Origin of the sequence: Undibacterium sp., assembly GCF_030683615.1 — a bacterium.
Classification (GTDB): domain Bacteria; phylum Pseudomonadota; class Gammaproteobacteria; order Burkholderiales; family Burkholderiaceae_D; genus Undibacterium; species Undibacterium umbellatum.
In genome coordinates this window covers 37,101-55,260 of record NZ_JAUXQE010000015.1, presented here as the reverse complement: position 1 = coordinate 55,260, position 18,160 = coordinate 37,101, and the positions used below count along the sequence as shown (strand labels likewise).

16 protein-coding genes are annotated in these 18,160 nt (G+C 46.2%); 1 reads left to right on the top strand and 15 read right to left on the bottom strand.

Features of this window, described 5'->3' with window-relative positions; translation table 11 throughout:
* Position 1: 1 nt before the first annotated feature.
* The 5 genes from rdrB to Q8K39_RS08155 all read right to left on the bottom strand — a co-directional run bounded on the left by rdrB (position 2) and on the right by Q8K39_RS08155 (position 6,845).
* A complete protein-coding gene (gene rdrB / locus Q8K39_RS08170) occupies positions 2-2,812 on the bottom strand; it encodes an antiviral RADAR system adenosine deaminase RdrB (protein ID WP_305259323.1) in 2,811 nt (936 codons plus the stop codon).
* Positions 2,812-5,478, bottom strand: a complete 2,667-nt coding sequence (gene rdrA / locus Q8K39_RS08165; RefSeq protein ID WP_305259322.1) for an antiviral RADAR system adenosine triphosphatase RdrA — start codon at positions 5,476-5,478, stop codon at positions 2,812-2,814. The genes rdrB and rdrA overlap by 1 nt, the downstream gene beginning before the upstream one ends.
* A gap of 516 nt (positions 5,479-5,994) precedes the next feature.
* Positions 5,995-6,252, bottom strand: coding sequence for an HNH endonuclease (locus Q8K39_RS24955; RefSeq protein WP_370868580.1), 258 nt, complete (start codon positions 6,250-6,252; stop codon positions 5,995-5,997).
* The gene (locus tag Q8K39_RS08160; protein WP_305259320.1) at positions 6,245-6,607 is read right to left on the bottom strand and encodes a hypothetical protein; all 363 of its coding nucleotides are present in this window, start codon (positions 6,605-6,607) and stop codon (positions 6,245-6,247) included. The genes Q8K39_RS24955 and Q8K39_RS08160 overlap by 8 nt, the downstream gene beginning before the upstream one ends.
* A gap of 10 nt (positions 6,608-6,617) precedes the next feature.
* Entirely contained in the window at positions 6,618-6,845 is a 228-nt protein-coding gene (locus Q8K39_RS08155) for a hypothetical protein (protein WP_305259318.1), read from the bottom strand.
* A gap of 897 nt (positions 6,846-7,742) precedes the next feature.
* On the opposite strand from Q8K39_RS08155, the gene Q8K39_RS08150 reads away from it, so the two are divergent.
* Positions 7,743-8,684, top strand: coding sequence for a DUF4157 domain-containing protein (locus Q8K39_RS08150; protein WP_305259316.1), 942 nt, complete (start codon positions 7,743-7,745; stop codon positions 8,682-8,684).
* A 442-nt stretch (positions 8,685-9,126) separates the two neighbouring features.
* On the opposite strand, the gene Q8K39_RS08145 is transcribed toward Q8K39_RS08150, so the two are convergent.
* From Q8K39_RS08145 to hemF, 10 genes are all read right to left on the bottom strand, one after another.
* On the bottom strand, positions 9,127-10,191 hold the full coding sequence (locus tag Q8K39_RS08145; protein ID WP_305259314.1) for a phage/plasmid replication protein: 1,065 nt from the start codon (positions 10,189-10,191) through the stop codon (positions 9,127-9,129).
* Between the two features lie 269 nt (positions 10,192-10,460).
* Complete coding sequence (locus tag Q8K39_RS08140) at positions 10,461-11,429, bottom strand: AAA family ATPase (protein WP_305259312.1); 969 nt, start codon at positions 11,427-11,429, stop codon at positions 10,461-10,463.
* A gap of 76 nt (positions 11,430-11,505) precedes the next feature.
* Positions 11,506-11,883, bottom strand: a complete 378-nt coding sequence (locus tag Q8K39_RS08135) for an AlpA family transcriptional regulator (protein ID WP_305259310.1) — start codon at positions 11,881-11,883, stop codon at positions 11,506-11,508.
* 129 nt (positions 11,884-12,012) lie between these two features.
* The gene (locus Q8K39_RS08130) at positions 12,013-12,951 is read right to left on the bottom strand and encodes a hypothetical protein (RefSeq protein WP_305259309.1); all 939 of its coding nucleotides are present in this window, start codon (positions 12,949-12,951) and stop codon (positions 12,013-12,015) included.
* Between the two features lie 163 nt (positions 12,952-13,114).
* Positions 13,115-14,587: a ribonuclease G gene (gene rng / locus Q8K39_RS08125; RefSeq protein WP_186955379.1), complete on the bottom strand. Its 1,473-nt coding sequence runs from the start codon at positions 14,585-14,587 to the stop codon at positions 13,115-13,117.
* A 21-nt stretch (positions 14,588-14,608) separates the two neighbouring features.
* Entirely contained in the window at positions 14,609-15,226 is a 618-nt protein-coding gene (locus Q8K39_RS08120; protein ID WP_305259306.1) for a nucleoside triphosphate pyrophosphatase, read from the bottom strand.
* A gap of 20 nt (positions 15,227-15,246) precedes the next feature.
* Positions 15,247-15,717: a 23S rRNA (pseudouridine(1915)-N(3))-methyltransferase RlmH gene (gene rlmH / locus Q8K39_RS08115; RefSeq protein WP_305259304.1), complete on the bottom strand. Its 471-nt coding sequence runs from the start codon at positions 15,715-15,717 to the stop codon at positions 15,247-15,249.
* A gap of 98 nt (positions 15,718-15,815) precedes the next feature.
* A complete protein-coding gene (gene rsfS / locus Q8K39_RS08110) occupies positions 15,816-16,562 on the bottom strand; it encodes a ribosome silencing factor (RefSeq protein WP_305259303.1) in 747 nt (248 codons plus the stop codon).
* A gap of 5 nt (positions 16,563-16,567) precedes the next feature.
* On the bottom strand, positions 16,568-17,242 hold the full coding sequence (nadD, locus tag Q8K39_RS08105) for a nicotinate (nicotinamide) nucleotide adenylyltransferase (protein WP_305259301.1): 675 nt from the start codon (positions 17,240-17,242) through the stop codon (positions 16,568-16,570).
* On the bottom strand, positions 17,233-18,132 hold the full coding sequence (gene hemF / locus Q8K39_RS08100) for an oxygen-dependent coproporphyrinogen oxidase (protein WP_305259298.1): 900 nt from the start codon (positions 18,130-18,132) through the stop codon (positions 17,233-17,235). The genes nadD and hemF overlap by 10 nt, the downstream gene beginning before the upstream one ends.
* Positions 18,133-18,160 lie beyond the last annotated feature (28 nt).

Sequence of the window (18,160 nt, the reverse complement as noted above, 5' to 3'; positions counted from 1 at the left end):
ATTATTTTTTAATCCAGACAGACTGGTGTTTTTGGTGAAATTCACGTAAACCGATCTGACGTATGCGCTCCAGCCAGGCTTCAGCATCGGTGCGGGTGGCTTTATGTTCTAGTGCCGCGTTACGAAGCAAAGCAAACTCAGTGCGCAGAGTAGTCGGCATGATGCCAGGATCATCAGTATTAATGCAAACTTTGATCGGTCCGCGGCGCAGGCCAAATTTGTTATGTTGTTTGCCTTCCTCTAAACTATTCTGCGAAATTGGATACCAGCGAAAAATTGGATGTTCTGCATGTTTTTTTAGTTTCGCGATATATGTGTTGGACGTCGGGTTTACTTCAATGATTAGACCTTTCTGGTCGTAATTATCCAGTAACCAATCCTGTAAAGCATGCATAAATTCCAATTCTTGCGGAGAATGAGTATCCTCTAGCAAGCCCATAGTATTAGGAATTTTTTTTTGCCAACCAGCATCAACACGTTCATGAGCTTCCAACCTAACCCTAACTTTGGGTAAGGCGCCATGTTTTTGTCGACAATTGAGAGAGGGGGCAGATTTATCCTCTTTTTGCATTTCTAACCACCATGCACGGTTACGAAACAACTTCACTTCTGGCAAATATTCCAGTTCTTGCTTGTATTCTGAAACGCTATTGTGCTCAAAATGTCTCGCATTACTTTCACACCGTTGCGTTAGTTTCTCCAGGTCAGGCAAGGCAGCTAGCACTGGTTCATCCTTAACACCCGATTTGTCCCATTCTTTTAAATAATAGCTGCAATTGCGGCGCAACTGCCAGGCCTTAAATAAGACATCAGGATGTAGATTGGCAATACTTTCCGCGGATGTACAGGTTTTAATGAAAGTCGATGCTTGATGGATAGGGTAGACCCCTATGCAACCTAAGTGGGCCCAAGGCACAGATGGTAACATCAGGCGAATACGTCGCTCCAGCATAGGCATTACCTGCGCTGCCAATGGCAAATATTCACTCATCACGCCCGCGTAATGCCAAGCCCAGACTAGATTGTCGACATGTTCATCGACAGGGATCACCATATCACCGTGTCGTTCAAGCCAGTCGAAAGGCGTAATGCCTATCGCCAGCGCATGGCCTAAACGATCACCAGCCTGCATTTCGCAAAACTGAACAGTTTCGTCCAGATGGCGCATGCCGGAAAGTGGATGTCCGTAATCTTCGCCTGCATGCACACTTAAATGTAGCCCGCTACTAGCAGGTTCTCCGAATGGTTTTCTTTGCATTCCTAATCTTAGCCAGCGAATTGCAGGCGCATAAGTTTCCACCTTCACCAAGTTTTCATCGCCTGCTACATCTAATCCACGAACCCAGCGAGATGGGACTAACTGTGGGTGCTCGCTGCCTTTATTACGGCTGCTGATTCCCAACATTTCTGGTCTATCCCAACCGGCTTGCTGATGCAATTTGGTATGCAGGGCTTTCGCTTCTTGCCAGACTAGACCTGGATTGTTTTTATACTTGGCTATGCGCAAAAAATGCACGCAATAATGCCAACGATCCATCACCGCACGATAGTTGGTTGCTGACTTTTCTTTCATAGGCATTAGTCCGTCTGGCGTTGGAATGCCACTAAATGCAGCTAACTGGGCTAACCACTTTCCAATAGCCTTCGGTTCAAACTTGCCCTGAGTTACTTTGAGTTCGGCGACATCATCAGCGTGTTGAAACAAGGTATTTGCTGCATTAATGCCATTTGAGTATTCTCTGCCATAGCGTAATGGACGGTCATAAAAGCCGACAAACCGTGTTAACCCTTGGCCGTCCATGATCAGCTTTCTGCGCAAAGTCATCAGAGAATTAAGCAGATAAAAAATCGCCATGCGCAAATTGTGCGGGCACTTTTTAGCTTGATAATGTGTCCACAACCAAATCAAAAACCAATGCCAAGCCTTTGCGATATTCGAGTTTAGAATATTGCGTGCAATCTGCTGACGTATCCAGCGTGGATCTCTGGGATTAGCTTGTGTAGCTTGACCAAGCAATGTCTGCCAATGCAAATAGACTGGTGTGCTGACCTTCCATCCTTCACCCAGGGCCGTTCTCAATAAAATACACAATGATTCTTCTGTTTTTTGGTGATCTTGAGGTACATCAGAAGGAGTATCTAGCCAAGTCCCTTTGGTTAACAAGCCAATTGCTAAACGCTGCAAGTTCTGCAAACATTCTCTATCGTAATCCAATTTTTCTTGCGCTGGCGAATAGGAATTGTCCAAAGCGCCAATCATCAAAATCAAACCATCGTAATGCACGCCGCCTAGATGCACATGGTTATCCGCCACGCCAGAACCTGATGGCGGCAAAGGGCTAAAAAATGGTTGCTGACACTCGACTATGCGAAGCACATCATGTGAGTCTAAGCTTGGGGTGGTATTTATGCGCTGGGCAATTTTCCAGCAAACAATCAACGCAGGGTCTAGTCGTGCACATATGCGCGCATAGGCTTGTTCCTGCCCATCGCGATATTGATAGTAGTCACCATTCGTTTCCATCAAAGATTCAAATAAGTGGTCAAGACTAGATAGGCCAGAATCATCTGTAAAAACATTGGATGGCCAAACTACTGCTAAGGCAGAGTGTATGTCATTGAGCCGGAAACGTCTTGCATAGTCTATGTCCAAATCATTGCCTAATGAATCAATGCATGCAGCGTGAAAGTGATCTTTCTGCATAATGTCTTGCGCATCTGATTGCATTAGATGCTTCTTGAGTTTGGCTGCTAGGTTTGGACTAGAAAAGCATGTTGCGATGGCCAGCTCGAAAAGGGATTGATCTAGCATTATTTAGGACTCGACATCACACCGAGAGCAACCATCAGCCTCACTAAATAATTCCTTGGGCTTAAACTCACAGTCCTTTTTACTACCTTATTCAAATACGTCTTTTCCTCTGTTGTTAATAAGCTTGCTATTTCTTTAATAAGCTCCTCTTTCTTAATTTTATCGAAGCCAGATATCAGCTTCTCCGCCTTTAAGGTGTTTTTTACTTCAGGGGATGAACGTTGCAAGTGATTGATTATTTTATCTTTGATCCTCCCTGCACGAGTCTTTGATGTGCGAGGCACCTGTCCTATATTAGGTGTTGAAATTGTTGATTCTTGATTGCCTTGAATTTCCAGATCATTAAAAATACCAACCAATAATTTTTTCAACGGATGCGTATATAAATGTCCAGTAAAGGCTATTGGGATAGGCTGCCATTTTGCATCAGTCTCATTTTCTTGATCCAATTTTTTCGATTCAAGAAAAGGCAATATATTCTGTAAAAATAATTGATTTTGCTCGAAATTTTTATCGGCTGTACTACCATTCATATTTGCAATTTTATTTGATCCACTAAATATACCGCTTTTCTCAAAACTGCCAAACGCAGCACAGATAGCATTGAACGAGCGAATCGCCACATCGACAGCAAAACGTAAACCTAGTCGACCTGAATATCCGGCTTCATTTAATATCCATGAACCGTCAATACTTACTTGATTAAAGTATTTATTCATGACGTTATAGATTAACCATGCATGTGGCTTATTGGTAAGAGTAGATGGATTATTTTTTCGCCAGGTATTAATCAACTTCACAAGTTCTTCTATCTCTGGCTGAATATCCAAAGTTATTGTTGATTTGTTGTTAGTAGTGATTTCTGATTTATCTTCAGTGAAATAAAACGTTTTGGTACTTGCGATTGCGGCGGCTGAATAAAATGGAGCGCGGTCTAATATCTCGTTAATGTGGGAGCTGTTAACATCCTGCATTAAGCTCAGAATCAATAACTCGAACAATCTGCCAGTTAAAATTAAATTCCCATCATTGCTTCTAGAGTAAAAACTATGATGAACCATTAATTGACGGATTAATTCTGCGAAAACCAAGGTTGTTTTATCGGATTCACTTTCTTTTCCTTTAACAGAACTAGTTAGCTTGGCCTCACCTTGCACACCGATTTCAGGAAGCGGATAAGGGAGTATTGTTTTATCGGGCAAGTCGTCGATCCATTTTGGAGCTCTTATTAACTCTTGTAGATGGAATTTCCATGCATCTTTTAAACCTAAAACTTTATCAAAATGCGCATAATGTTTTTCATTTTGCGATAGCGGTTTAAATAAATCCACGTTAAGGACACTTGATGGCTGATTACTATTTTCTAAGCGAATCCATTGCACATTAGCATTCATTACGAGATAAACGGCACCGCCTTTTTGATGCTTTAAAAAATGACTTTCCAATAACCCAAACCAAGCTGAATTGTCATAGGTGATGAGACGTAGGGAATTTTCTCTGAATCGCTTTTCCCCTTCAAAGAACAAGACCTTCTTGTCTATATCTTGTTGAATATGAATGGTTTCTTCATTCTCCGAATCGGAAAGGAAATTTTTTGGCAGTCTCAATAATTCGGGTTCACAATCGTTAATTAATTGTGCGAACTCACGTATTGAAATAAAAGGAAGTTTTAATTGACTATTTTCATTCCCATTCACTCTCTCGTTAAGTAGAAAATCAAGCAAAAAAATGATTTGAGAGAAACTTTGTAGAGTATTACCTGCTCTATCTACCAAGAATATTTTTGTACTATCGAAATACTCCTGAATTTCTGGCATGTAGATTCGTCTTGGTAAAGGCAAAACTTTACGTTGATATTCATTGGCCAAATCTTGCGATCGTGTTTTTGCCTCGGCTAAATCAATTCTTGAATGCTTAATAATCCGCCCAAAAAAATCACGCCATGTGACATCATAGTAAAGGTCAATATCGCCGCTAATGATTGGAATTACGAATGGCGACGCCAAATACTTGCGGACTACCTCCATATTTTCAAAGGCATGCTCTAACGATGTGTCAACGTCGTCAATAGGTAAAACAATCAGTTCTTTGCCTGTTAGTGTTAGCGCTTTTTCAAACAATGCATGAACTTCTTCAGCGATGCCGTGATTGCCAATGAAAGCGCGCAGCTTATCTAAACCATATTGCGTCCTTTGAGTTTGCACTCCCTCCAAAGCACTACCGAGTTTTTGTAATTGCTCGTAGAACGCTTCAGCCTTTTTATCGCATCTGTTTAAAGCTATTTTAATTTGTTCATTGCGGATTAAAGCAGCGACAATAATATTCAGAAAAAGATCATCACCATTTTCCAGGAGCGTCGGATCGACTGGCTTAAGTATTAGTAATTTATTTTCCAGCTCTGGTTCGCTGCTCAGATACAGTTGTAGATTCACGAGTACTGAGCTTTTACCTGCACCACGTCCCCCATCAATTAAGATCGCCTCATGCGCTCTATGGTCATCTAAGTCAACACATTCTTTCTTATACAGTTTTTCTACACTGATTTTCAATAGATTTGCAATCTTCTTGAATACGTCCCTGGCTAGTAGATTGTCTTTAGATGATTGTTTGGCGTGCTCGCCTTGATTGATTGGAAAACGGATTATGTCTTTGTTGTCAGCAGTCATATGTAACGCTCTCGATCTTGTATTAAGATATATATATTCGATAACTATAATTTATTTTAAAGAGTATTATCTAAAATAATATAAATTTATACATTATTAACGTTTGAGGTTTTTTGACAATTTGCTTTCAGGAAGTGAATACAATGGCCCCTTTTCAAAGCATAGGCTACTTGAGGTTCGATTTGGTGACGGTAGTTCATGCAACCAAATTAGTGCCTGCTGTCCATATGCCACTTGCCAAGTGAATTTAAGATTCTAATTTGGAGCGCTACACAATAGTTGACAGGGCTGTTATGGCATTGCTCGAAGACGAGAGGCACGAGAAAGACCTGATTTTAGACACGTTTGATCTGGTGATCGAGTGTGGCCAGGGTGTCTTTAATTTGAACTAAATCGCAATAGCGATTCCATAATTCAGCAGAAGTTGCAATTACGTACTACGAACTCAATCAACACGAGCTTAAATGTCGCAGTCGTCAGCTATCGAAAAGCCACCATTATCGATAGTCAAAATCCCTACTTGCCACCTCGTCCAATTGTTAATATTCCATTTTCTTTTTTAATGATCCTAATTCTGCTATCTTTATGAATTATTCTGAGATGGCAACGCTCGCAAACGGTGATCATCCCTTCTGGGGCAGAACTCCCACCTTTTGAATATTCAAAAATATGGTGAGCAGCTACTTTTTGATCAGATCCACAGAATTGACAAAGGTGGTAATCCTCTTTACGTCTTTGATTTTGTGACTTTATATGGGCGTATGGCCTAGTCATCATCATAATCTTCATCAAAATGCAATGTTATTGTAAAACCGGAATCATCGTCGATTTCATCTATGGGTGACAGTTGAGTGGCTGATGGGACTTCTGCACGCTGAGTAGGCACGGTGACTGGTGGCAATGCAGCGGTGGGAGCTGTGACCATTGGTGGGGGGGCTATTAAATTTTGCTTTCTATCCTTTAAAAGGTCTTGGAGTTTTGAGAACGGTCCTTCGATCATGTTGAAATCCTGAATGGTGCCAGACTCCTCCATTTCATTGACCAGTTTAACCACCTTTTTGACGGTTTCTTTGTTTCCAACAAAGGCAAGGTTTACTGCCCACTTTTCATCGCTTTGATTATCTGACATGACAGTATTTTTAGACCATTATTGTTATTTCTGATTCCGAATCATACGCTTCGATTTTTCCAATCCCTTTCTTAATTACCACCTTGAAGTTTTTGTCATACGTCGGTGTACCTTCTGAGAAACCGGATATCTTGAATATATGGTATTCGCCATTTCTTTTTTTGATTATCATTCTCTTCTCTGAAAAGGATTCAAGCTCGTCACCATCTTCTAGTATTTTAAATCTATATTCTTTCATAATTATCTCTTTCGGTTTGTATTGTGATGTGCCTTAAGCCCACTCTTTCAGCAGTATCACTATGGAATTGTTTCTTAGAAGTCATCCCAGATAATTTTTTAACTTTTACATCTTACTTCAGACTTTGTCTTGATTGACACTGAAAGTCATTCCAACACTATACCTGTATCCATGCCTGGTGTTAGTCGAATGCTGTAAAGCAGATGTTAGCCCATCTCATTTCCTAAACGTAGTCCTGCCGGTTATAAGATTGCATTGGAGGTACGCAGTCCTCGATCAGAATTACGTTATTGTGTCAGCCATGCCATGATCGTCTCCAAGTTCAGATGTGTATACAATATGTACATTGCGAAATTGGTTCAACCTGGCTGTAGCGAAAATTCCAGCAGCGGTCTGTAGCGCTGTCGCTACTAGTTTTCAAATTGCAGTTGGTGCGTTGTCAACTGGCAATGATATCAATACAGAAGTCATGCGGATTGTCACTGCCAGGCCTCGTTCCTGTGTCGCCCTTGCGCTTTGTGACAATGGCCGTGGCCAGCATGTCGTCGATGCTGGGCGTTAAATGATAACCTTTTATACTCGGTTCAGAACTTGCCCCTGTGTCGGCCTTCCAGGGCACCGCTTTCTTGCATCCCATAGTTGCAGCGCGTTCGGCCAGCACTGTGGGATGGTTATAAAATATTCCCTCGCCTGATATCCCAAGTATGTAGTTAATGTGGTTAAATAGTCATTGTTTTGTGCGAACGTAACTGAGCAATGCAGGTATGAAGTCAGAGATTTCCTATCGGCAACTTTACTCGATAAATTTTGACTGCCTTTGTAAAAAATCTTGATGAAAGAAAAATATAAGCGGAATGAAGTTCTTCAACTGAAAATGACAAACCTACGGAGGTAAGTATGGGTGGATTTGTATCAGACTTTGTAAAAGTAGCCAGTGGCGGAGCCGTTGACCTAGACAAAGCAAACGAAGAGGCAGCAAAAGCTCTAGCTAAGGCAAATGAAGAAGCCACAAAAGCTGCAAAAGCAGCAGGCGAAGCGGCAAGAGCAGCCGCTGAGCACGGGAAAGCTGCGGCCGAGGCAGCCTTAGCTACTCAGAAAACGCTGGCGCTACTACCTCTCGTAATTGCCAAGGCAGCAGCAACAAATAAGCCCAACGATATTCGAGATGCAGTTGCTGAACTTGTTCGAGTAAGTAGCGACGGAGTGTCCGCAGCTAGCCTCGCAGCGTCGCAACCTTACTTTCTTGCAGCCGACATCACGAAGAATGATGGGGGCGATGGTGCGAAGCTGCTTCGGGGGGCGATCGAAGGAAAACTAGTTGAAATAAACATTATTCCTGCATTGCTTAAGCAGATTGGCCACCTCGATGCGCAGACACCAGAGGAAATTGGCGCTGCTATTGCAACGGCACCTCTTAGTGCAGTCCTTGCTGCTTATCTGGTGAGCGCACACGATGCACTTGAACCCTACGCAAAGCCGATGCCTTTACTTGTACGAAATGCTTTGCGTCCGTTCTTCACTTCCGAAGTTCTAGCCAAGGTCAAGTATATAGCTTCGCCACTTGGTTTAACCCTACCGGAGGTCATTAATGGATATCAAGTCTTCATGGGAAACCATGCTCACGCAGTAACGGTTGGCAACGTGATTGCATTTTCCATTGAGCCCGGTACTAGTGATGACGATGTTTTCTGGTGGGCTCATGAAACTTGCCACGTGGAACAGTATGAGAGGCTCTCATTCGATGGGTTCGCGAAAGCCTATGTCGAAAACTACAAAAACATCGAGAGCGAAGCAGAAAGCCGGGCAGAAAAGGTTAAAGCGGCTCTTGCTGGAGAGTGAGGATTTTGCTCCTCGCTGCTACCCCTCAGGTGTGAAGAAGTGATATGAAAAGATGACTACTGCATCTGTTCCCAGATCCTGTAAACCTCATCGTCATTACGCTTGCCGATCACCAATATTTCTACGATATCCTGATTGACAGTGTAGATTACGCGGTATGCAGCAGCAATCCCGTCGTTAACCCCGAAGCACCATGCTAACAGTGTGCAGTATGATGCCCGACGGCCAAATCGTGCACGGTTTCCTCAGTACTAAAAACTGGAAGAGGAGCAACCTTCGTCCTCTTCCAGTGGTCCAGACTTGATAGGTAGTAACAGCACAGTTATCGCGGAATATTCAATGTAGGTGAGCTATTTGATGAGCAGTACGGCAAAGTTTGTCCTTACATTTTTTGTACATATAGCGAGGTATTTGACAGTCAGCCTTGCATCGAGGATGCTTCTTACTTCTGCCACCAAAAATTGAAGAGATCAGGGGCCGACCGGAGCTCGTCTGGTAGTTCTGCAGCGTGTTGCGGTTGTAAAATCCGATGCAGGCCATGTGCCAAATGGACGTGGTGGGAAAACGCGACATCTACACAATACCCTTTGGCAGCCATATATTGCTTAAAGCGGTTAGATGTACCACTTCGGCTGTTTATTCGCTTTCCCCGCTCTCCACCAGTGAAGAAGAAACGAGCGGCCTCCACATACGCTGGATTAGTCGAGATAACTTGGTCTGGTTGCAGAGCCTTTGTTTTGAATTCAGACGATAGGCCATAGTCTTCATAGCGCTTTACTACCTGGTCGTCGATCAAGGCGGTGTTTGCCCAGGCTGCGACTGTGCTCAGCCCCGCAGATTGCAGCTCTCGCTTGTCGAAAATCAACTCTATGCGTAAGTGATTAGCGCATTCATCTCGCAATAAATTCCAGATTTCTTCAGGTACATGAGTTGGTTTTTCCTTGAATTTATCGAATGGATCATATGCTCGGCAGACCCTGCTGTTTTTGTTTAAACCAATTCCGGTCGTCCCAGCCTTTTCATGAGTTGCCCCGTTGTAGAAGTGTCGATTAGGGAATTTAGCCATAAACATTGCATTTAGGTGTTCCAATGCCTGTCTTTTGCTGACGGAGTCATTCAGTGCATGGTGACGTGTTATTTCTGCGCGTTCGATAGTAATAGCGGCCATAGAATCCGGTAGCACAATGCCCCCAATGCTTTTAAGATCAGCTGCGATAATCTTAATGATAGCCTCGATCTGGACCATCTCTTTCTTAAATACCCATACGTTGTGCCCGAAGAAAGTCTTGGTCACGCCACCTGAGCAAAGTATGGATTGCTCCTTCAAGCTGCAACGAAACAGCCATCGACAGTGATGCTTGCCGATTGGAAGCGAAAAGTTAATTAGGACTTCTTGCTGTTTGGGAATGCTCTTACGCGATACAGGAATATCGAGTTCGTTAAGATTTGACATAAGGGTGGAAGTATCAATTTCTACCCCCTTGATACGGTATTTAAGATTGTCCATGGCGAAGCCTTGCGTAGAATCGATTTATTCCCCTTCTTTTGCCAATCCGTTACTTTTCTGTGGGAAATGGCATTTGAGAAGAGGGCGGTTTGGTGGTGTGTCTGATTGATGCTGTTGGCTGTTCTGGCGATGCTAAAGAGATGGTGGCTCGGTGGCGTTTTGCTGACGTAAGCAGTAAATAGCGCCACTCTGGTTACTGCTGTCTTTGCAAAGCCAGGAAGTATCGTTGCATCGTCGCGAATGCTTAGCTCGTACAACGATGCAACTGCTCATCCCGCAGTGGTGCCAGATTCGATATCGCCATTATCCATCGCAGCACGCAGCTTCGCGAGGTGGCGGCTGACCGTCGATTTGTCGACACCGAATTTGTGTCCGATCTGTGCGTATGACATGCCGTCCTCATGCATGTTCAGCCATTCGGCATCATGAGTGGATGCCTGAAAGCCCGCAGGCGCCACCTCGAATTGCAACGCATTGTCTTCAACCCAGATGGCGTATTCAAAGGTTTTGCGCAACTCTGGCAGATTATCGCGTAGCTTCGTGTGTTGCACGGAAAAACGAGTATCTTGGCGATCGGCGCTGCTTGGCAGCGGCGACAAAAGCATTGAGTAGTCCAGTAAATCCTCATGTGCGCTGCTACCCCGTTGTTGTCCATTCTTACCTGCGTGGTGGATCAATAAAACAGCGATACCGGAAAGGCGTTTCGCAATGAGCCAAGCTTTAATACATGACCATGCGCTGCTGTCTTCGCGGCCACCAGTGGTCCAAGCTGAAAGATTATCGATAACAATGAAAGAAACTCCCTCGGGGATGAGGGCGTCGATTTGTTTTTGGCCTTCAACAGTGTCGAGTGAGCCGATCTCCGTACCCATGCAATCACGGCTGATGATGATTAGGTTTTCTTCAGCGGCAGCTCTTGACGCGTCGTCCAGGTTTCTTGCATGAATTACGGATAGACGTTCTTTCAAGCTAGCGATTCGCATTTCACCATCGAGAATGGCAACCTGAACACAAGCACCAATCCCCCATGGCTCCAATGATTTGCCACCGGCAATGGAATAGGCTATAAGCGCTGCGAGCCATGATTTTCCACTTCCACGCATTCCGGCGAGCATCCCTATTGATTTTGCAAGAATCATCGGTCCTAAGAGTGCTGTATCGATCGGAAAAATAATCTCTAGCATTTTTCCCAAGCGGATAGCACCTCTCTTGATTTTATAAATGTCATTTTCGTTCATGAAATGTTCAAAGTAAGTTGTCACTGATTATGGGATACAGTTTTTGCAATTGCCGTAGGATTTGTCATATGATGTTTTACATATCCTCGAATGGATTGGCTCGGTTCCGCGACTGTACGAGTAAAGTTACGAATGCCTTCATGTTCACAGGATTTTTGCTTTGAGAGGCGTACAAACGTGCGGCGATCCAGGCATCGATTTCATTGGCACTGAAACCAATAGCTCTCTTGCCAATGGGAAAAGGAGGCGGGAATTCTCCCTTGGCAATATCGATATAAGAAGTTGAAGACCCTCGACCGCTTTTAGCTCTTAATTGACTGCGTCGCAAAATTTGATCACTTGATAGCGCACGAGTTTTCCGAACAATTTCTCTTAAATCGTGGCAAACAGGGGCTTCTTTATCTGCCGCAGATTGAACTTGATGTGGGTTGAATTTATTGCTATTGCTTTTCATTGCTGACTCCTATCGTCTATGTGAAAAGGAAAGGATAGCGAGGACGATGAGAAATGAAGACTCCCCCAACTGCTTCAGGGGGAGTTATTTTTTCTGGAAAGGACTTTGCCCGGTAGAACGGGGGCTAGGTTAGCTGGGACGATAGCGTTTTAGTAAACGCCATTGATCTTCGTCTAAAGGGTCTGGGATATCTAGTGGAGAGATTGGTTCAACATCCAGAAAGTCTAATGGAACTCCTGGCGGTACGTCTTTCAAATAGACGCGCTTCTCTGAAGAACTGTGTGGAACATTTACTCTTTGCCGAAACTCATAGAATGTTCGAGCCAATCGCTTGAATTCATCTGCATCGGCATTGCAAATGAAGTCCAATAAAACACTTGGTCTCCATGCTATGGATTGCTTCATCAATGTCGCTATTGCAGCCCAGTAGTGGGCAGTTCCGGCATTAAATTTCCACTGTTCTTGCATCGATTTCAAACTACCAAAGCCAGTTGGGTAGCAAGTCTTCAGTAGCCATGTCGCCTTACTCAGGCTTGGTGTGTCACACCTATTACGATCATACATCTGCTGATAAACGTATAGGGATGAGCCGACTTCAAATGATTTCTCTCCTCGCTTTAGACCTTGTTGCAGAATTTCCGTATTATGAAACCCCATGGAGTAAAGCGGGTCGGTGCGATCTGCGGCAGTGTACCATAGGGTTTCTCGGTGCCTATTCGCGTAAGCCCTGAGTAAACGGACAAATGAGTTTCGTTGTTCGCAGAAGGTGCGACGGGCTTGGGATTCATTGCCATCCGAATCGTAGGCCGGCAATTTCCATGACTTGCCCTCAGGTTTGCCCAAGCGATATGTCACGGCTTCCTGCCGCTGCTTATTAGGAAAGAACTCAAACTCACTACCTTCGTCGAATAAAAGGTCAGTGAGGATTAAGCATAAATATCTTCGGTCGTCGTTGCTCTTCCTGTATTCAGGGAGAGTATTCAAATGGGCGCGTGTTCTTTCTCGTTCCGCATCCATTTCGGCTTCCTCTTCCTTCGTTAAGAGCCAAAAATTCTTTTCTACAGTCAAGATAGGCCTCGCAGCGAAATGACAGCGAATCAGAGATCCTTCATCTGGCTAGATTTATTTACCTCTGTAGATGTCACAATCATAATGTGTAGCTAGTTGTGTAGCTAATCGTATTTTCTTTTTTCTATTTACTGTAATTTATTGATTTTAAAAGACTTTTTAATTACATCAAAATAATATCGTACTGCTCCTGATGAAACACGCTCTCCACTTGCAGTGAAATCGGTTTGCCGATGAAGTCACCCAGCATGGCCAGATGTTGTGACTCTTCTTCGAGGAACATGTCAACCACGACTTGTGATGCCATGATGCGGAATTCTCTGGGGTTGAATTGTTTGGCTTCGCGTAGCAGTTCGCGCAGGATTTCGTAGCAGATGGTGCGGGCTGTTTTGACCTGGCCTTTGCCGCTGCAGGCAGGGCAGGGTTCGCACAGGACATGGGCCAGTGATTCACGGGTGCGTTTGCGGGTGACTTCGACCAGGCCCAGGGCAGAGAAATTGGATACGGATAGTTTGGTGCGGTCGCGGGACAGGGCCTTGTTAAGTTCTAGCAGCACGGCGGTTTTGTGTTCTTCATTCTCCATGTCGATGATGTCGAGAATGATGATGCCGCCGAGGTTGCGCAAGCGTAGCTGGCGGGCGATGGCGTGGGCGGCTTCGAGGTTGGTTTTGAAGATGGTGTCATCGAAATTGCGGCCAGCGACAAAGCTGCCGGTATTGACGTCGATGGTGGTCATGGCCTCGGTCTGATCGACGATGAGGTAACCACCAGATTTTAAGTCCACTCGGCGGCCCAGGGCACGTTCTATCTCTTCTTCCACGCCATGCAGGTCAAACAGCGGGCGCTCGCCTATATAGTGTTGCAGCTTGCCGAGTACGGATGGCATGTAATGCGTCGCAAACTCTTGCAGCATGATGTAGTTTTCACGCGAGTCAACTTGTATGCTGTCAGTCTCTTCATTGACGAAGTCGCGCAAGACGCGTTGTGCCAGATTCAGGTCCTGGTACAACAGGGTAGTAGGCGGCTGGGTCTTGGCCAGTTGCAGTATGGTGGACCAGGTGCGGCGCAGGTAATCGACGTCGGCTTTCAAGTCTTCATCAGAGGCATCTTCTGCCATGGTGCGGACGATGAAGCCGCCTTTTTCTTCTGGTTGCTGCAGGCTTTGTACCTTGGTGCGCAGGGCTTCGCGTTCAGCTTCGTTTTCTATCTTTTGCGAGATACCTATATGTGAATCTTGCGGCAGGTAGACCAGCATGCGGCCTGCGATGGAAATCTGTGTAGAGAGGCGCGCGCCTTTGGTGCCTATCGGGTCTTTGACGACTTGGACTGTGACTGACTGGCCATCGAACAGCAGTTTTTCTATCGGTGTCAGTGGCGCATTGGTATTGCCATTAGCGTCTTGCGAACGGGCATCCCAAATATCTGCCACATGTAAAAAGGCGGCGCGCTCAAGGCCTATGTCGATAAAGGCTGACTGCATGCCTGGCAAGACGCGCACAACTTTACCCAAGTAGATATTGCCAACCAGGCCGCGTGACAATGTACGTTCTATATGGAGTTCTTGTACCGCACCCTGGAACATGAGGGCAACGCGGGTTTCTTGGGGAGTGATATTGATGAGGAGGTTTTCGCTCATAAGCTTCTCTGATACTTCAATTTAGGGAATAAAGATCCCTGCCTGACGCAGCAACTGGCAGGTTTCAAATAAGGGTAATCCCATGATGCCAGAATAACTGCCTTTGATGTGTGAAATAAAACGGGCAGCCGCGCCTTGTATGCCATAGCCACCGGCTTTGTCATAAGGCTCATTGCTATTGCAGTAGGCCAGTATCTGCTGTTCATCCAGCTTCGCAAAACTCACTTCTGAACATTGGGTGACTGTCGCACGGCCAAGTGCTGAGTGCACGGCGATGCTGGTCAGCACCTGATGTGTCTGGCCTGCCAGCATGCTCAGCATTTGTATGGCTTCTTGCAGGTCTGCTGGCTTGCCCAGTATTTGCTTGCCGAGCACTACGGTAGTATCGGCTGCGAGTACCGGGCGTGGCAGCATTTTGCGCAGATGCATGATTTCCCATGCCTTGTCTGCTTTTTCCTGGGTGACGCGGCTGACATAGGCTTCGGGTGCTTCGCCAGGTAGGACGATCTCAGTCACATCCGGGCCGCGCGGCGCGGCATCGCGTAGTAGCAAGAGGTCAAACTCTATTCCTGCCTGGTGCAGCAATTCACGGCGTCTTGGGCTCTTGGATGCCAGGTAGATTTTATTTTCTTTTAGCATGGCGGTCTCCTCATGATGACTTATACCCGGTGATAAGGGTGGTTCTGGGTAATTGACCAGGCGCGGTATAGCTGTTCAGCCAGCAGTACTCGCACCATGCCATGCGGCAGGGTCAGGCTGGAGATGCGTATCAGAGTATCGGCCTTGGCCTTGAACTCTGCGTCGAGACCATCAGCACCGCCAATGATGAAGACCACATCGCGGCCATCCTGCTGCCACTGCGTGAGGTTTTGCGAGAGGGCGACACTGGTCCAATCCTTGCCGCGTTCATCCAGGGCGACGATGCGGGCATTCTTGGGTATCACGGCTTCTATCCTGGTGCGCTCCAGGGCCATGACGGTTTCTGCAGTTTTGCTGCCAGAGCGTTCTACCGGTTTGATTTCCTTGAGGATGACGCGGCATTCTGGCGGCATGCGTTTGGCATACTCCTGAAAGCCTGTTTCTATCCAGGAGGGCATTTTGTGGCCGACGGCGGCGATGATCAATTGCATGTTTTTTCTGTTTGCTGCAAATAGGGTCTTGAAACTGCGTATCGCTTAAACAAATGGCTGCACTTGGCAGCCATTTGGAATCAAAACGAAACAGAGAATTATTCCTCTGTAGCTTTCTTGCGTGCTGGAGCGCGTTTTGTTGGCGCTGCTGCAGCGTTGGCTGTACGTTTTTCTGCGGCTTGTTTGGCAGAAGCCACCGCAGTTTTAGTTGCCGCTACTTTGACGCGGCCACCGGTTGGTATCTTGGCAGGTTTAGCAACAGTACCATCAGCAGCTTTGCGGGCGGTCGGTTTGCGTGCTGGCTTGCCTTCTGCATCACCAGTGGTTTTGGTGACACGTGGTTTGCGCGCTGGTTTCTTTTCATCGTCCAGCGTGGTCTGGATCGCCATCATGTCATGCGTGACTTCCAGCGGAGCAGTTTTGCCAGCCACTTTGCGCACGCGTTTAGGCTTGTCGCTTTCTTCCTCAGCATCAGCGGTGTCTTTTTTAGCAGAAGTACGCTTGGCCGCGCCAAATTTGACAGGCTTGTCGCCCCACAGCTCTTCCAGGCGGTAATAAGCGCGGATGGCTGGTTGCATGATATGGACGACGATATCACCCAGATCGACCAGTACCCATTCGCCCGTCGCTTCGCCTTCCATACTGACGATAGTGCCGCCGTTTTCCTTGACTTTGTCGCGTACGGACGCAGCCAAAGCCTTGGTTTGACGGTTGGATGTACCAGAGGCGATACACACGCGGTCAAACAGGCTGGTCAGGTGAGTGGTTTCAAACAATTGTATGTCTTGTGCCTTGACGTCTTCCAGAGCGTCAATGACCAAAGTTTGCAGTTTTTTAATATCCATATTTTTTATTGGTAGATAGTTTGTTGTTGTAGGTAGTCTAGCACCTTGTGCGGGACTAGCAATCTTGTTGTCGGGTTATGCTGCTTTAATTCAGTACGTAGTTGGGTCGCAGATACATCTTGCGCCAGATTTCTCTCCAGATAAGTGCCACCGGCTGGCCGTGTGCGCATTTCCAGGGCGCTGATGGCATTTTTCTTCCAGATGTCAGCAATGTCAGGGCTGCTGATATCGAGGCTGAAACCTGGTCGCGAGGCAGCACACAAATGCGCTACGTCAAGCAGGGCTTGCCAATTGCGCCATGTGTGCAAATTTTGCAACTGATCTGCACCCATGGCAAATACCAGTGATGCCTCATCGCCAACTTCTCTGCGTAGCTGGTGCAAGGTATCGATGGTGTAATTACTTTGACCCTGTTCTGCGCGGATGATTTCTTGCTCATCTATCCTGACAGGGCAGAGTTGCCAGTCTTCAAAAGCCAGCTTCAGCATGGCGAGCCTTTGTGTCGCTGTGGCTTGCAACTCATTCTTTTGCCATTGCTGGCCTACGGGAATGATACGCAATTCATCCGGTTTCAGCACCGTCGCCAGGCTGTGGGCCAGAGCAATATGCCCAAGATGCACAGGGTCGAAGCTGCCGCCCAGCACCAGGATACAAGGCGGTGCTGCCGTTTCTATACCCATTCCCGGTGCGCCAGAAAGTCTGTTGCCAGAGCTGCTTCCGGGCTGCCCGCTTCCGGCTTCCAGTCATAGCGCCATTTGACTATTGGGGGCATGGACATCAGTATGGATTCTGTCCTGCCACCAGATTGCAGGCCAAAATGCGTGCCACGGTCAAACACCAGATTGAATTCTACATAGCGGCCACGGCGGTAGGCCTGGAAATCACGTTCACGTTCACCATATTCCTGGTCTTTGCGACGCTCTACGATAGGGCGATAAGCAGGAACAAAGGCATCACCCACACTGCGCATCATGGCAAAACTGCCGGCAAAATCCTGTTCATTGAAATCATCAAAGAAGATCCCGCCTACGCCACGGGCTTCTTTACGGTGTTTCAGGTAAAAATACTCGTCACACCATTTCTTGAAGCGGGCATGCAAGTCTGCGCCAAAAGGCTGTACTGCCATTTTACAGGTTTGGTGAAAATGCACTGCATCTTCAGTAAAACCGTAATACGGCGTCAAATCCATGCCGCCGCCAAACCACCAGACATCTTCTTGCCCTTCGGCACGGGTGGTGAAAAAGCGTACATTCATGTGTACGGTAGGTGCATACGGGTTACGCGGATGCAAGACCAGTGAAACGCCCATGGCTTCCCACTGACGACCAGCCAGCTCAGGGCGGCTGGCGGCGGCAGACGGGGGCAGGTTTTTGCCCATGACATGGGAAAAATTAACGCCACCACGTTCAAATACCTTGCCTTCTTCTATCACACGCGAGATGCCGCCACCGCCTTCGGGGCGTTCCCAGCTATCCGTAATGAAAGTATGGCCATCAACTTCTTCAAGAGTCGCGACTATACCAGCCTGCAAGGCCAGAAAGTAATCTTTAACCGCGAGCGTATCTGTCATTCTGCTATCTATTCTAAAAAACACAAGG

Coding starts and splice junctions, on each gene's coding strand:
- Q8K39_RS08120 (WP_305259306.1), bottom strand. CDS start 15,226: ATGCTAAAAGAAAATAAAATCTACCTGGCATCCAAGAGCCCAAGACGC.
- rdrA (WP_305259322.1), bottom strand. CDS start 5,478: ATGACTGCTGACAACAAAGACATAATCCGTTTTCCAATCAATCAAGGC.
- rdrB (WP_305259323.1), bottom strand. CDS start 2,812: ATGCTAGATCAATCCCTTTTCGAGCTGGCCATCGCAACATGCTTTTCT.
- hemF (WP_305259298.1), bottom strand. CDS start 18,132: ATGACAGATACGCTCGCGGTTAAAGATTACTTTCTGGCCTTGCAGGCT.
- Q8K39_RS08150 (WP_305259316.1), top strand. CDS start 7,743: ATGGGTGGATTTGTATCAGACTTTGTAAAAGTAGCCAGTGGCGGAGCC.
- Q8K39_RS08160 (WP_305259320.1), bottom strand. CDS start 6,607: ATGTCAGATAATCAAAGCGATGAAAAGTGGGCAGTAAACCTTGCCTTT.
- rsfS (WP_305259303.1), bottom strand. CDS start 16,562: ATGGATATTAAAAAACTGCAAACTTTGGTCATTGACGCTCTGGAAGAC.
- Q8K39_RS08155 (WP_305259318.1), bottom strand. CDS start 6,845: ATGAAAGAATATAGATTTAAAATACTAGAAGATGGTGACGAGCTTGAA.
- Q8K39_RS08145 (WP_305259314.1), bottom strand. CDS start 10,191: ATGGACAATCTTAAATACCGTATCAAGGGGGTAGAAATTGATACTTCC.
- nadD (WP_305259301.1), bottom strand. CDS start 17,242: ATGGGTATAGAAACGGCAGCACCGCCTTGTATCCTGGTGCTGGGCGGC.
- rng (WP_186955379.1), bottom strand. CDS start 14,587: ATGAGCGAAAACCTCCTCATCAATATCACTCCCCAAGAAACCCGCGTT.
- Q8K39_RS08135 (WP_305259310.1), bottom strand. CDS start 11,883: ATGAAAAGCAATAGCAATAAATTCAACCCACATCAAGTTCAATCTGCG.
- Q8K39_RS08140 (WP_305259312.1), bottom strand. CDS start 11,429: ATGAACGAAAATGACATTTATAAAATCAAGAGAGGTGCTATCCGCTTG.
- Q8K39_RS24955 (WP_370868580.1), bottom strand. CDS start 6,252: ATGACTAGGCCATACGCCCATATAAAGTCACAAAATCAAAGACGTAAA.
- rlmH (WP_305259304.1), bottom strand. CDS start 15,717: ATGCAATTGATCATCGCCGCCGTCGGCCACAAAATGCCCTCCTGGATA.